This window comes from Stenotrophomonas sp. TEPEL (assembly GCF_004348785.1).
Taxonomy (GTDB): domain Bacteria; phylum Pseudomonadota; class Gammaproteobacteria; order Xanthomonadales; family Xanthomonadaceae; genus Stenotrophomonas; species Stenotrophomonas indicatrix.
This window is the reverse complement of the sequence record NZ_QQXJ01000001.1, coordinates 2,362,621-2,375,282: the sequence shown is the minus strand read 5'-3', so window position 1 is coordinate 2,375,282 and position 12,662 is coordinate 2,362,621. Positions and strand designations below refer to the sequence as shown.

14 protein-coding genes are annotated in these 12,662 nt (G+C 68.2%); 12 read left to right on the top strand and 2 right to left on the bottom strand.

The genetic code is table 11. The annotated features are described in order from the left end of the window. Positions 1–29 precede the first annotated feature (29 nt). Positions 30–458 (top strand): BLUF domain-containing protein, encoded by a 429-nt coding sequence (locus TEP_RS10670; protein ID WP_132825267.1) that lies wholly within the window; start codon positions 30–32, stop codon positions 456–458. Positions 459–461: 3 nt separating this feature from the next. Here TEP_RS10670 and TEP_RS10665 read toward each other — a convergent pair whose 3' ends face one another. After that, positions 462–749 carry a metalloregulator ArsR/SmtB family transcription factor gene (locus TEP_RS10665; RefSeq protein WP_132826510.1) on the bottom strand — a complete coding sequence of 96 codons (288 nt, stop codon included), beginning with the start codon at positions 747–749 and terminating at the stop codon, positions 462–464. A gap of 117 nt (positions 750–866) precedes the next feature. On the opposite strand from TEP_RS10665, the gene TEP_RS10660 reads away from it, so the two are divergent. From TEP_RS10660 to thrC, 9 genes are all read left to right on the top strand, one after another. After that, the gene (locus TEP_RS10660; protein WP_132825266.1) at positions 867–1,304 is read left to right on the top strand and encodes a YeeE/YedE thiosulfate transporter family protein; all 438 of its coding nucleotides are present in this window, start codon (positions 867–869) and stop codon (positions 1,302–1,304) included. Continuing rightward, positions 1,301–1,714 carry a DUF6691 family protein gene (locus TEP_RS10655; RefSeq protein WP_132825265.1) on the top strand — a complete coding sequence of 138 codons (414 nt, stop codon included), beginning with the start codon at positions 1,301–1,303 and terminating at the stop codon, positions 1,712–1,714. The genes TEP_RS10660 and TEP_RS10655 overlap by 4 nt, the downstream gene beginning before the upstream one ends. A gap of 63 nt (positions 1,715–1,777) precedes the next feature. Then, positions 1,778–2,830 carry a linear amide C-N hydrolase gene (locus TEP_RS10650; RefSeq protein WP_132825264.1) on the top strand — a complete coding sequence of 351 codons (1,053 nt, stop codon included), beginning with the start codon at positions 1,778–1,780 and terminating at the stop codon, positions 2,828–2,830. A 61-nt stretch (positions 2,831–2,891) separates the two neighbouring features. Next, a complete protein-coding gene (locus TEP_RS10645) occupies positions 2,892–3,611 on the top strand; it encodes an AraC family transcriptional regulator (protein WP_132825263.1) in 720 nt (239 codons plus the stop codon). A gap of 67 nt (positions 3,612–3,678) precedes the next feature. Continuing rightward, entirely contained in the window at positions 3,679–4,629 is a 951-nt protein-coding gene (locus tag TEP_RS10640; protein ID WP_132825262.1) for a DMT family transporter, read from the top strand. A 138-nt stretch (positions 4,630–4,767) separates the two neighbouring features. Beyond that, entirely contained in the window at positions 4,768–4,905 is a 138-nt protein-coding gene (locus TEP_RS19770; protein ID WP_165933916.1) for a hypothetical protein, read from the top strand. 85 nt (positions 4,906–4,990) lie between these two features. Further along, a complete protein-coding gene (gene thrA / locus TEP_RS10635) occupies positions 4,991–7,495 on the top strand; it encodes a bifunctional aspartate kinase/homoserine dehydrogenase I (RefSeq protein ID WP_132825261.1) in 2,505 nt (834 codons plus the stop codon). After that, positions 7,492–8,406 carry a homoserine kinase gene (locus tag TEP_RS10630; RefSeq protein WP_132825260.1) on the top strand — a complete coding sequence of 305 codons (915 nt, stop codon included), beginning with the start codon at positions 7,492–7,494 and terminating at the stop codon, positions 8,404–8,406. The genes thrA and TEP_RS10630 overlap by 4 nt, the downstream gene beginning before the upstream one ends. Before the next feature lie 29 nt (positions 8,407–8,435). Next, positions 8,436–9,725 carry a threonine synthase gene (gene thrC / locus TEP_RS10625; protein ID WP_132825259.1) on the top strand — a complete coding sequence of 430 codons (1,290 nt, stop codon included), beginning with the start codon at positions 8,436–8,438 and terminating at the stop codon, positions 9,723–9,725. A gap of 151 nt (positions 9,726–9,876) precedes the next feature. Here the strand turns inward: thrC and TEP_RS10620 are convergent, their stop codons facing one another. Next, a complete protein-coding gene (locus TEP_RS10620) occupies positions 9,877–10,629 on the bottom strand; it encodes a helix-turn-helix domain-containing protein (RefSeq protein WP_025874844.1) in 753 nt (250 codons plus the stop codon). A gap of 139 nt (positions 10,630–10,768) precedes the next feature. Between TEP_RS10620 and hisS the strand changes: the two genes are divergently transcribed. Both hisS and TEP_RS10610 read left to right on the top strand, forming a co-directional pair. After that, entirely contained in the window at positions 10,769–12,166 is a 1,398-nt protein-coding gene (hisS, locus tag TEP_RS10615) for a histidine--tRNA ligase (protein ID WP_025874842.1), read from the top strand. Positions 12,167–12,189: 23 nt separating this feature from the next. Continuing rightward, entirely contained in the window at positions 12,190–12,459 is a 270-nt protein-coding gene (locus tag TEP_RS10610) for a hypothetical protein (protein WP_132825258.1), read from the top strand. Positions 12,460–12,662: the final 203 nt, after the last annotated feature.

Here is a 12,662-nt window from a genome sequence, read left to right as displayed (position 1 = left end):
CGTGGCACCACTCTTGCAAAGGAAGCTCCATGCCACTGCGTGCCATCGCCTATGTCAGCCAGGCCAAGCCGGATCTGTCTGCCGCACGTCTGCAGACCCTGGTCGATGACGCCGCACGCTTCAACAAGATGGCAGGAGTGACGGGCGTGCTGCTGCATGACGGCGAGCGTTTCCTGCAGTACATCGAAGGCCCGCCGGATGGCATCGATTCGGTCTATGAGCGCATCCTGCAGGCCGGCAGCCACGTCGACATCGTCGAGCTGGCGCGTGGCCGGCTGGGCCAGCGCCAGTTTCCGTACTGGGCAATGCGCGGGCTGCCGGTCGATGCCGCGCTGCTGCGCCAGCTCTCCGCAGGCGACTGGTCGGGATTCGCCCGCTCGGTGAACGGTGACAGCGTCGTGCTTACGGCGGTGGATCTGTTGGCCGAGGTCGTGCGGCCGGTGCTCAGCGCAGGCTGACCGCTAGCGCTGCGGCGCACAGTACGCTGCGTGCAGTGCCTGCAGCACCCCAAGCGCCGGACCGTCCAGCAGCCGATAGTGCAGTGTCTGTGCCTGCCGCCGCGTTGCCACTACATTGAGATTGCGCAGCACGGCCAGATGCTGTGACAGCGCCGATGCGCTCAGGCCGGTCAGGGCCTGCAGTTCCGGCACCGGTGCTTCGCCTTCCACCAGGCGACACAACACGCGCAGTCGCGCCGGGTGTGCCAGCGATTTCAGCAGGGCAGCCGCTTGTGCGGCATGCGTAGCCATCGCGGCACTGTCGGTGGTGATGCTGGGCACGGCTTGACCCGGTAGTTCAGGAAAGTCTAATTTAGAAAAATCTAAATTGAAGGGCAAGCCGATGCGCGCGATGCGGAGGGGCAGGGCATGAACCTGCCATGGGCGGCAATTGCAGGCGGCGGCCTGATCGGTGCGTCGGCGGTGCTGCTGCTGGCCACGCTCGGTCGGGTGGCGGGCATCAGCGGTATCGCTGCCGGCGCCGCTGCCGCGCCGCGCGGTGATCGTGGTTGGCGCTGGGCTTTCCTGCTCGGACTGATGTTGGCGGCGGCAGCGGTGTTGAGTTGGCAGGCGGGTGCAGGACAGCCACCACGCGCGTTGCTGCGTGACGCGCTGCCGGCCTGGCAATTGATCGCTGCCGGTGCCTTGGTGGGCGTGGGTACGCGGCTGGGCAACGGCTGCACCAGCGGCCACGGTGTCTGTGGCCTCGCCCGTGGTTCACGACGATCCCTCGTGGCGGTGCTGGTGTTCATGGCCTGCGCGATGCTCACCACGTTCCTGGTGCGTCACGGCGGAGGCCTGGCATGAGTCGCGGGCTGTGGACGGCTGGTGTGGCCGGTGGCCTGTTCGGTGCCGGCCTCGCGCTGGCCGGGATGACCGATCCGCGCCGCGTGCTCGGTTTCCTCGACGTGGCTGGCGACTTCGATCCCACGCTGGCCTGGGTGCTGGCGTCGGCGCTGCTGGTCAGTGCACTGGGTCAATTCTGGCTGCGGCGGCGGCAGCGGCCATGGTGCGCCGAACGTTTCGAGCTGCCGACGGCGCAGGCTGTCGACACGCGGTTGCTGCTGGGTGCGGTGCTGTTCGGTATCGGCTGGGGCTGGGTCGGCTATTGCCCGGGGCCCGCGCTGGCCGCGTTGGCGGTGGGCGCGCGCGAAGCCCTGTGGTTCGTGCCAGCGATGGCTGCCGGTTTCTGGCTGCATGGTCGCTGGCTGCGCTGAGGCTTCACGTTCGTCTCACCGTTGCGGGGTTCAGATCACCTTTCCCGGGGAACGGAGGACGACATGGCACGGATGAAATGGAAAGGCGGCGCGTTGCTGGCGGCGGCACTGGCGACGGCGGCAATGCCGGCGATGGCGTGCACGCGCGCGGTGTATCTGGGCGACAACGGCGATGTCATCACCGCCCGCTCGATGGACTGGAAAGTGGACGTGGCCACCAATCTCTACGTGTTGCCGCGTGGCATCGCGCGCACCGGAAAGGCGGGGCCGGGGTCGATCGCCTGGACTGCACGCTACGGCAGCGTGGTGGCCACCGGCTATGACATTTCCACCACCGATGGCATGAACGAGAAGGGCCTGGTCGCCAACCTGCTGTGGCTGGTCGAGTCGGAGTACCCGGCCCAGCGCAGCGGCAAGCCCGGCCTGTCCATCTCGTTGTGGGCGCAGTATGTGCTGGACAATTTCGCCACGGTGGAAGAGGCGGTGACCGCCCTGCAGCGCGAGCCGTACGCGATCGTCACCGACAAGGTGCCAGGCGAGGACCGCCAGGCCACACTGCATCTGTCGCTGTCCGACGCCACGGGTGACAGCGCGATCGTCGAGTACATCGGCGGACGCCAGGTGATCCACCATGATCGGCGCTACCAGGTGATGACCAATTCGCCGATCTTCGAGCAGCAGCTGGCGTTGAACAGCTACTGGCAGCAGATCGGTGGCACGGTGATGCTGCCGGGCACCAACCGTTCGGCCGACCGCTTCGCGCGGGCCTCCTTCTACATCAACGCGATTCCGAAAGCGGAAGATCCGGTGGAGGCGCTGGCCAGTGTGTTCAGCGTGATCCGCAACGTGTCGGTACCGTTCGGCATCACCACGCCGGGCGAGCCCAACATCTCGTCCACCCGCTGGCGTACGGTCGCCGACCACAAGCGGCGCCTGTATTTCTTCGAGTCGGCACTGACGCCCAACGCCTTCTGGGTCGACCTGACCAAGGTCGATTTCGGCGGAAAGGTGCTCAAGCTCGATCTCGGCCGTGACCAGCGCAATACCTTCGCCGGCGATGCGCTGGGCCATTTCGTGCCCAGCGCACCCTTCACCTTCCTGGGCGTGGAGGGGTAGCGCGAGGCCGCCGGTGCCCGGCATCGTTGCGGGCCGCCAGTGTCACGCGCACACTGGACAAATGGGCGCCATCTTTCATCTACGGCACTACGGTCAGGCCACCGGCCTGGATCGCCACGGCTATGCGCAGTGGGTGCTGCCGCTGCAGGGTGAGCTGCAGTTCGAGATGGAAGGCAGGGGCGGCCGTCTTGACCTGCTGCAGGGGGCATTCGTGGCGGCCGGCGAAGCGCACGACCAGATGGCCGAGGGTCCCAACGGTTTCGTGATTGTCGACTGCGGGTCGGGTGTGCTCGATGATGCGACCCAGGAGCACCTGTGCTGGCAGCGCTGGCTGCATCTCCCGCTCTCGCTGCGGCAGCGGCTTGCCCAGGTGCAGACCGGCCGGCCTGTGCCAGCGCTGCTGCCGGAGCTGCTGCGGGTCTTCGCGCCTGCCGGTAGTGGTGCGCGCCTGCAGGGCCTGTGCGCTGCGGTCGAGGCGATGCCGGGGCAGGCGTGGTCGGTAGCGCGCATGGCTGCCTTTGTCGGCATCAGTGAAAGCCGCCTGCATGCGGTGTTCCGGCGTGAGTTCGGGCTCAGCCCGCAGGCGTGGCTCAGTGCCAGCCGCCTGCGCTGGGCCAAGCACCAGTTGCGGGTCAGCCCGGCATCGATCAGCGATATCGCACTGGCCGCAGGGTATTCCGAGCAGAGTGCACTGACCCGTGCGCTGCGCCGCGAATGCGGGCAGACGCCGGCGGCATGGCGGCGAGCCACACCCAACGCTGCGGAAGCGAACCGGCAGTAGCCTCGGTCAAGACCGGCCGGCAAGGGGGCGCTTACACTGCGCGGCCCGTTCCTGCTGTGAACCTGCAATGCGCAACAACCCGATTGCCCTGGGCATCGCCAATGGCATCGCCGCCGGTGCGCTGTGGGGCGTGGTCTTCCTCGCGCCCGCCGTGTTGGGCACGTTCAATGCCCTGCAGCTTTCCGCTGGCCGCTATCTGGTCTATGGCCTGATCGCCGTGGTCCTGCTGCTGCCGCGCTGGAAGCGGCTGGCGCCGATGCTCGGTCGCGCCGAGTGGATCGGCCTGTTGTGGCTCAGCCTGGCCGGCAACCTGGTGTACTTCCTGCTGTTGGCCACGGCGGTGCAGTGGGCCGGTGGCGCCGCTGCTTCGTTGATTGTCGGCCTGATTCCGGTCGTGGTCACCCTGGTGGGCGTGCGCGAGCAGGGTGCGGTGCCGTTGAAGCAGCTGCTGCCGGCGCTGGCGCTGTGCGTGCTCGGCGTAGCGATGGTCGGCTGGGAGGCGCTGATGTCCGAGCATCTGGGCACGCCCTGGCGGCAACGCCTGATCGGCCTGCTGTGCGCGTTCGGTGCGTTGTTCTCGTGGGCGCTGTATTCCATCGGCAACAGCCGCTGGCTGTCGCGGCGGCCCGACCTTTCCAGCCACGACTGGTCACTGCTGACCGGCGTCACTACCGGCGGGTTGTCGCTGCTGCTGGTGCCGATGGCGTTCAGTGGACACAACCAGGCGCATACGGCTGCTCAATGGGGTGGGTTCTGGGCCATCAGCGCCGGCGTGGCGGTGGTCGCCTCGATCCTCGGCAATGCGTTCTGGAACCGGGCCAGTCGCCTGCTGCCGCTGACCCTGACCGGGCAGATGATCGTGTTCGAGACCCTGTTCGCGCTGCTGTACGCCTTCGCTTGGCAGCGGCGCTGGCCCAGCCTGCTGGAACTGCTGGCGATCGTGCTGCTGGTGGGCGGGGTGCTGTTGTGCGCGCATGCGCATCGCACGTCGCGCGCAATCACCGAACATGTCGGCTGAATCGACGCACTGAGGGCGACGATCACCTGTTGGTCTCAGTTGCAACCAAATGCCGGCACGTTGACCGATGATCGCCGCAAGGAAATATTGCGCCGCAACACTTGACAGCTACCATCGCGGCGGTGTTTTCTGTACGCCATGGTCCTTGATGCCGCCAACGCCCGCCTGATCGCCCCCGCTGCCGCGGGCCGTTCGACTGCGCCGGTCGCCATCACCACCAGCATTACCACCACCACCGCCACCACTGCCCTGGTGCGGCCCGTCGTCTTCGTGTAACTCCCGAAAACAACGGCCCCGCACCATCCAGGTGACGGGGAAACTCGACCACCTGCATGCGACGGGGCCTCCAACCGAGGTCTGCATGTCTTCCATCGCCCCCGCCCATTCGCCTGCCGTGTCCGCACTGGCTGCGCCGTCCACTGTCGTGCACAAGTTCGGCGGCACCTCGGTGGCCGACGCCGAGCGCTATCGCCATGTCGCCGGCCTGCTGCTGGCCCGCCCCGAGTCGCTGCAGGTCAGCGTGGTCTCCGCCATGAAGGGCGTTACCGATGCGCTGATCGAGCTGGCGCACCTGGCAGCCCAGGGCGATGCCGGCTGGCAGGAGGCGTGGCATGCGCTTCGCGCGCGGCATCGGGGTGCCGCGGTAGCGCTGCTGGGTGAGCAGGTGGGCGATACCGTGGACTGGATCGATGCGCGCTTCGACCAGCTGGCCGAGGTGCTGGCCGCGCTGGCGGTGATCGGCGAACTGCCACGCGAGGTGCTCGACCGCGTGCAGGGCCTGGGCGAAGTGTTCTCCGCACAGTTGCTTGGTACCCACCTGCGCGCGCTGGGCGAGGACTGCGCGGTGCTGGATGCACGCGATGTGCTGGTGGTCGGCCACGGCGAACTGGGCGTGGATGTCGACTGGGATGCCAGTGCCGGCCGCCTTGCCGCGTGGCGGCTGCAGCACCCGCAGTCGCGCGTGGTCGCCACCGGTTTCGTCGCCCGCGACCGCCAGGACCGCGTCACCACGCTGGGCCGCAACGGCAGCGACTATTCCGGCGCGATCTTCGCCTCGCTGTTCAACGCCGATGAACTGCATATCTGGACCGACGTCGACGGCGTGCTGTCGGCCGACCCGCGGCTGGTACCGGAGGCCGTGCAGCTCCACGCGCTGAGCTACGACGAGGCCTGCGAGCTGGCCTATTTCGGGGCGAAAGTGGTGCATCCGCAGACGATGTCACCGGCGATCCGGCTGGGCCTGCCGATCTTCATCCGCAATACCTTCCAGCCCGGCCATCCGGGTACGCGGATCAGCGCCGAGCGCTCGCCACGTGGCCCGGTGAAAGGGCTGACGCTGAGCACGGATCTGGCCCTGCTGAACCTGGAAGGCACCGGCCTGATCGGCGTGCCGGGTACCGCCGAACGGGTGTTCGCCGCGCTGCGCCAGGCACAGGTGTCGGTGGTGATGATCTCGCAGGGCTCTTCCGAACATTCGATCTGCTGTGTTGTCCGCGCAGGCGAAGCGGCGCGCGGTCGCGATGCCGTGGTGCAGGCGTTCTCGCACGAACTGGCTGCCGGCCAGGTACAACGGGTGCAGGTCAGCGAGGGCGTCAGCGTACTGGCCGCCGTCGGCGATGGCATGGCGGGCCAGCCGGGCGTGGCCGCACGGCTGTTCGAATCGCTGGGCCGGGCGCAGGTGAACATCCTGGCGATCGCGCAGGGGTCCTCCGAACGCAACATCTCGGTGGCGGTGGCAAGTGCCGACGCGACCCGCGCGCTGCGTGCCGCGCATGCCGGGTTCTGGCTGTCGCCGCAGACGTTCGCGGTGGGGGTGATCGGTCCGGGCAATGTCGGCGCTGCGCTGCTGGACCAGCTGCTGGCGGCGCGCCCGCAGTTGCTGGCCAAGGCCAATGTCGATCTGCGCCTGCGCGCGCTTGCGTCACGCTCGCGCATGCGCCTGGAGGCCGACGGCCTGCATGAAGACTGGCGCCAGGCGCTGCAGGACGCCAGCCAGGCCAGCGATCTGGACCACTTCACCGAGCACCTGCTGGCCGCGCATCTGCCGCACGCGGTGGTGATCGACTGCAGTGGCAGTGCAGAGGTTGCCGAGCGCTATGAAGGCTGGCTGGCCGCCGGCATCCACGTGGTCACCCCGAACAAGCAGGCTGGCGCCGGGCCGCTGGCACGCTACCAGCGCATCCGCGCGGCGGCGGCGGCCAGTGGTGCGCGCTTCCGCTACGAGGCCACGGTGGGTGCCGGCCTGCCGGTGATCACCACGCTGCGCGACCTGGTCGATACCGGTGACGAAGTGCTGGCGATCGAAGGCATCTTCTCCGGCACGCTGGCTTGGCTGTTCAATCGTTTTGACGGCAGCCAGCCGTTCTCGGCACTGGTCGCGCAGGCGCGCTCGATGGGTTACACCGAGCCGGATCCGCGCGACGACCTGTCCGGCGTGGATGTTGCGCGCAAGCTGGTGATCCTGGCCCGCGAGGCCGGTCACGCGCTCAGCCTGGAGCAGGTGCAGGTGGAGAGCCTGGTGCCGGCGTTGCTGCGCGAAGGAAGCGTGGACGATTTCATGGCCCGCCTGGGTGCCTCCGATGAGGCGCTGCTGGCGCGGCTGCACGATGCCCGCCAGCGCGGTGCGGTGCTGCGCTATGTCGCGCGGCTGGGGCCGGATGGCGCGTCGGTCGCGCTGCAGGAGCTGCCGGCCGACCACGCGTTCGCCAACCTGCGGCTGACCGACAACGTGGTGCAGTTCCGTACACGCCGCTACTGCGACAACCCGCTGGTGGTGCAGGGCCCGGGCGCGGGCCCGGAAGTCACCGCGGCTGGCGTGTTCGCCGATCTGCTGCGGGTGGCGGCCGGCGAAGGAGCGCGGCTGTGATCGCACGCGCTTTCGCACCCGCATCGGTGGCCAACGTGGCGGTCGGCTTCGATATCCTCGGCCACGCCATCGCCGGTATCGGAGATACGGTAAGCGTGCGCCGCATCGACGAACCGTTGGTGCGCATCGATGCGATCCGTGGCAGTGCGATTGAACTGCCGCTGGATGCGGCCGGCAATACCGCCGGCGCCGCGCTGGTCGCACTGCGTGCAGCGCTGGGGCTGGGCTTCGGTTTCGCCATCGAGATCGACAAGGGCATTCCGTTCGGCTCCGGCATGGGCGGATCGGCGGCTTCCTGCGTGGCCGCGCTGGTGGCAGCCAATGCACTGCTGGACACGCCGCTGTCGCGCGAAGCGCTGTATCCGTTCGCACTGGATGGCGAAGCCGTGGCCAGTGGTGGCCGCCACGGTGACAACGTCGGCCCGCTGCTGCTGGGCGGCGTGGCGTTGTGCACGGCCGATCGCCTGGTGCCGGTGCCGGTACCGGCCAGCTGGCACAGCCTGCTGGTGCATCCGCATGCGGTGCTGGAGACCCGGCGGGCACGACAGGCGCTGCAGGGCAGCTATGCGCTGGGCGAATTCGTTGCGCAGAGTGCCCACCTGGCGCTGGTGTTGAGCGGTTGCCATCGCAGCGACGCCTCGCTGGTGCGCGCCGGCCTGCGCGATGTGCTGGTGGAGCCGCGGCGGGCGGGCCTGATCGTGGGCTTCGACGCGGCACGCGACGCTGCACTGGCCGCCGGCGCGATGGGCGCGGGCATTTCCGGCGCCGGGCCCAGCGTCTTTGCCTGGTTCGAAGATGCCGACCAGGCGCGCGCGGCAGCGCAGCCGGTGCGTGCGGCGTTTGCCGGTGCCGGCTTCGACAGTGATGCCTGGATCTCGCCGCTGGATGCACCCGGAGCCTGCTTGTGCTGAATTCTTCCCCCCTACCGGATATCGACCCCATGCAATTCGTTTCGACCCGTGGCCAGTCGCCGGCCGTTGGACTCAGTGCGGCCATCGCTGCCGGCCTTGCCCCCGATGGCGGCCTGTACGTACCGGAGGTGCTGCCGGCGCCGCGCGCGCTGCAGGCCGGCGCGAGCCTGGCCGATACCGCTGCTGACCTGCTGGCGCCGTTCTTCGCGGGCGATGTGCTGGCCGAGGCCTTGCCATCGATCTGCCGTGAGGCCTTCGATTTCCCCGTGCCATTGCGCGCGCTGCGCAACAGCGGTGACCATGTGCTGGAGCTGTTCCATGGGCCGACGGCGGCGTTCAAGGATATCGGCGCGCGCTTCCTCGCCGGTGTGCTGTCGCGGCTGCAGACCGGCAAGGGCCGCGATCTGACCATCGTCGTGGCCACCTCCGGTGACACCGGTGCAGCCGTAGCGGCGGCCTTCCATCGACAGCCCGGTGTACGCGTGGTTGTGCTGTATCCCGATGGGCGGGTGTCGCCGCGACAGGCGCACCAGCTCGGCTGCTTTGGCGACAACATCCAGGCGCTGCGGGTGGCCGGTTCGTTCGATGATTGCCAGGCGATGGTGAAGCAGGCGCTGGCCGACCGCGATCTGCAGGCACAGGTGCCGCTGAGCTCCGCCAACAGCATCAGCCTGGGCCGGCTGCTGCCGCAGATGAGCTATTACGCGCACGCGGCGCTGAGCCATCATGCGCAGCATCAGCGGCGCTTGAACCTGGTGGTGCCGACCGGCAACCTCGGCAATGCGATGGCGGCAGTGCTGGCGCGCGCGCTGGGCGTGCCGATCGGGCAGATCGTGCTGGCCACCAACGCCAACGCGGTGCTGCCGCGCTATTTCAGTGGCGACCCGTACCAGCCAGCGGCCAGCGTTGCGACCGTGGCCAACGCCATGGATGTCGGCGCGCCCAGCAACTTCGAGCGGCTGCGCTGGCTGTACCAGGGCGACGATGCCGAGCTGCGGGCGGCGTTCCGCGCCTTCGCGGTGGATGACGTGACCATCCGCGCGACCATCGCCAGCGCCCATGCCAGCGACGGTGAACTGTTCTGCCCGCATACGGCCACGGCGGTGAAGGTGCTGCAGGATCTTCGCGCCGGTGGCGCCAAGGGTGACTGGGCGGTGGTGGCTACCGCGCACCCGGCCAAGTTCGAGGCGGTGGTGGAACCGTTGATCGGCGAATCAGTGGCGGTGCCGCCGGCCTTGGATGCACTGCTGCAGCGTCCGGCACATGCCGAGCCATTGGCGGCGGACTACGCGGCATTGCGTGAGGTGCTGTTGCGTTGATGGAGGCGTCTGCGTGGTTGCCGGCCAGCGGCCGGCACTACCAGAAGCACGCATCACGGGTAGTGCCGGCCGCTGGACGGCAACCGCAGATGTCACCAATCGATCGTGGTAGTGCCGGCCGCTGGCCGGCAACCTGATACTGACCGGGCGCTCAGCCCTGCACGTCACCGGCCAGCATGCGCAGGCCATCCTCGTCGAGGATCTCGACCACGTTCAGATGGGGCAGGGCGATCAACCCCTGCTGGCGCAGCTTGGTGAAGGTGCGGCTGACCGTCTCCATCGTCAGGCCCAGATGATCGGCGATGTCGCCGCGGCCCATCGGCAGGGAGACGCGCAGGCCATCTCCGCCCAGCTTGGCCTCGCGCGCGGCCAGGCGAAGCAGGAAATCAGCGAGTTTTTCCGCCGGCTGCAGGCGTGCCAGCGCCAGCGCGGCATCCTGTGCGGCGTCCAGCTCCTGGCAGGCGCGCTGCAGCAGCTTGCGCTCCAGGTGCGGATAGCGGGCGCGCAGGCCCTTCATCTGCGGCAGGGCAACGCGGCACACGCGGCTGTCGGCGATGGCCTCGATGTCGTAGCGATGGTGGTCGCTGCCGCTCAGGCCCAGGTAATCGCCAGGCAGCACGAAGCCATTGATCTGGCGACGGCCATCGGCAAGCGTGCGCACCAGCCGCAGCGCGCCACCGGTCAATGTATAGACATGCTGGCGCTCTTCGCCGCTGCGGGCGAGAGTGCTGCCCATCGCCAGCTGCTGCGACACGGTCACCTGTTCCAGCGCCTGCACCTCATCGGGCGACAGCGCAGAGCACACCGCCAGGTGGCGTACCGAGCAGTGCAGGCAGTCCAGCGTGGCGCAGGACGGCGCGGCGGGGTCGTTGGTGGCGGGCGGAGCGCCGGAAGGCCGGGACATGTTGCGTGGGCGTATCGCGGGCGGGGGAGGGCTTTATGATACTTCAAGCGGCCGTTGCACCCCTTGTCTGCGGCTGAGCGATGCGGGGCGCTAGAATGTCGCCCCCTCCCACGTCCCCGATTCCGCAGGAGCTCCGCCCGTGATCAAGCCCCGTACCCCGCCCGGCACCCTTGAACTGCTGCCGCGCGAGCAGATTGCGTTCCAGCGCATGCTGGACGTCATCCGCCGCAACTACGAGCGCTTCGGGTTCCTGCCGGTGGAGACGCCGGTGTTCGAGCTGTCCGATGTGCTGCTGACCAAGTCCGGCGGCGAGACCGAGCGCCAGGTGTATTTCGTGCAGTCCACCGGCGCGCTGGCCAACGCTGCCGAATCCGGCGATCGTTCGCTGCCGGAGATGGCGTTGCGCTTCGACCTGACCGTGCCGCTGGCGCGTTACGTGGCCGAGCACGAACACGAGCTGACCTTCCCGTTCCGCCGTTACCAGATGCAGCGCGTGTACCGCGGCGAGCGCGCCCAGCGCGGCCGCTTCCGCGAGTTCTACCAGTGCGACATCGACGTGATCGGCAAGGACAGCCTGAGCGTGCGTTACGACGCCGAAGTGCTGGCGGTCATCCATGCGGTGTTCGCCGAACTGCGCATCGGTGACTTCAGCATCCAGTTGAACAACCGCAAGCTGCTGCGCGGCTTCTTCGAAAGCCTGGGCGTGGCCGAGGGCGAACGCCAGCTGGCAGTGCTGCGCGAAGTGGACAAGCTGGACAAGCGTGGCCCCGACTACGTGCGCGAGACGCTGGTGGGCGAGGGCTTCGGCATTCCGGCCGAACAGGTCGAGAAGATCCTGGCCTTCGTCGCCGTGCGTTCGCAGGGTCATGCCGATGCGCTGGCACAGCTGGCAGCGCTGGAAGACGGTGCGGGTTCCTCGGAGATCCTGCGTGCCGGCGTGGCCGAACTGCGCGAAGTACTGCAGCTGGTGCAGGCACTGGGCGTGCCGGAAAGCGCGTACTGCCTGAACTTCTCCATTGCACGTGGCCTGGATTACTACACCGGCACGGTGTACGAGACCACGCTGACCGACCACCCGCAGATCGGGTCGATCTGTTCCGGTGGCCGTTATGAAGACCTGGCCAGCCACTACAGCAAGTCCAAGCTGCCGGGCGTGGGCATTTCCATCGGCCTGTCGCGCCTGTTCTGGCAGCTGCGCGAAGCTGGCCTGATCGAGGGCATCGAGGCCAGCAGCGTGCAGGCGCTGGTGGCGCTGATGGACGAGCAGGGCATGCCGCAGTCGCTGGACATCGCCCGCCGCCTGCGCGCCGGTGGCATCAACACCGAAGTGCAGATGGAGCCGAAGAAGATCGGCAAGCAGTTCCAGTACGCGGCCAAGGCCGGTATCCGTTTCGTGGTGCTGGCTGGCGAAGACGAGCTGGCGCGCGGCGTGGTGGCGGTGAAGGACCTGCTGCGCGAGCAGCAGTTCGAGGTCTCCCGTGATGAACTGGCCAGCACCCTGCAGGTGGAACTGGAGCAGTCGCGGGTCATGCCGTGACGCGTGCCGCTGCAGGAACGCTGATGCTGTTCCTGCTGGCGGTATGCCAGAGCGATCCGGCGTTGCGCAGCACCCGGATCAGCCCGGCGCGGTACCAGCTGGTGGTTGATCGCTGCCATGTGATCGACCAGGCGCAGCTTGAGCAGGACCTGCAGGCCCTTGCCGAGCGGGCGTGCCCGGGCCGGGCAGGAGCGCTGCAGAACCTGCAGCCTCGTCCAAGCCGGCAGGGCAGCCTGTTCGGTGAATGCCTGCGGCGCGGCGCGCTGCAGGCAGAGGTCCGCTGCCTGCCCTGATCGAAGCCCTGTCCATTGCCGCATCCGAACGCCCACCGCCCGGTGGGCGTTTTCGTTTCCGCCGGCCGGTTCAGGGGTCAGATCCGTTCTCCCTTGGAAAACGGATCTGACCCCATGGCCTCACGGTTTGACGCGGTGCGCAAGAATGCGTTAATGTACTAACACGCTATTACATTGATGCAAGAGCCCCGCCCNTGAAAGCC

What these genes read in the sequence shown, in the direction of transcription:
- TEP_RS10670 (WP_132825267.1), top strand. Translation starts at nt 30, where the DNA reads ATGCCACTGCGTGCCATCGCCTATGTCAGCCAGGCCAAGCCGGATCTG.
- TEP_RS10665 (WP_132826510.1), bottom strand. Translation starts at nt 749, where the DNA reads ATGGCTACGCATGCCGCACAAGCGGCTGCCCTGCTGAAATCGCTGGCA.
- TEP_RS10660 (WP_132825266.1), top strand. Translation starts at nt 867, where the DNA reads ATGAACCTGCCATGGGCGGCAATTGCAGGCGGCGGCCTGATCGGTGCG.
- TEP_RS10655 (WP_132825265.1), top strand. Translation starts at nt 1,301, where the DNA reads ATGAGTCGCGGGCTGTGGACGGCTGGTGTGGCCGGTGGCCTGTTCGGT.
- TEP_RS10650 (WP_132825264.1), top strand. Translation starts at nt 1,778, where the DNA reads ATGGCACGGATGAAATGGAAAGGCGGCGCGTTGCTGGCGGCGGCACTG.
- TEP_RS10645 (WP_132825263.1), top strand. Translation starts at nt 2,892, where the DNA reads ATGGGCGCCATCTTTCATCTACGGCACTACGGTCAGGCCACCGGCCTG.
- TEP_RS10640 (WP_132825262.1), top strand. Translation starts at nt 3,679, where the DNA reads ATGCGCAACAACCCGATTGCCCTGGGCATCGCCAATGGCATCGCCGCC.
- TEP_RS19770 (WP_165933916.1), top strand. Translation starts at nt 4,768, where the DNA reads ATGGTCCTTGATGCCGCCAACGCCCGCCTGATCGCCCCCGCTGCCGCG.
- thrA (WP_132825261.1), top strand. Translation starts at nt 4,991, where the DNA reads ATGTCTTCCATCGCCCCCGCCCATTCGCCTGCCGTGTCCGCACTGGCT.
- thrC (WP_132825259.1), top strand. Translation starts at nt 8,436, where the DNA reads ATGCAATTCGTTTCGACCCGTGGCCAGTCGCCGGCCGTTGGACTCAGT.
- TEP_RS10620 (WP_025874844.1), bottom strand. Translation starts at nt 10,629, where the DNA reads ATGTCCCGGCCTTCCGGCGCTCCGCCCGCCACCAACGACCCCGCCGCG.
- TEP_RS10610 (WP_132825258.1), top strand. Translation starts at nt 12,190, where the DNA reads ATGCTGTTCCTGCTGGCGGTATGCCAGAGCGATCCGGCGTTGCGCAGC.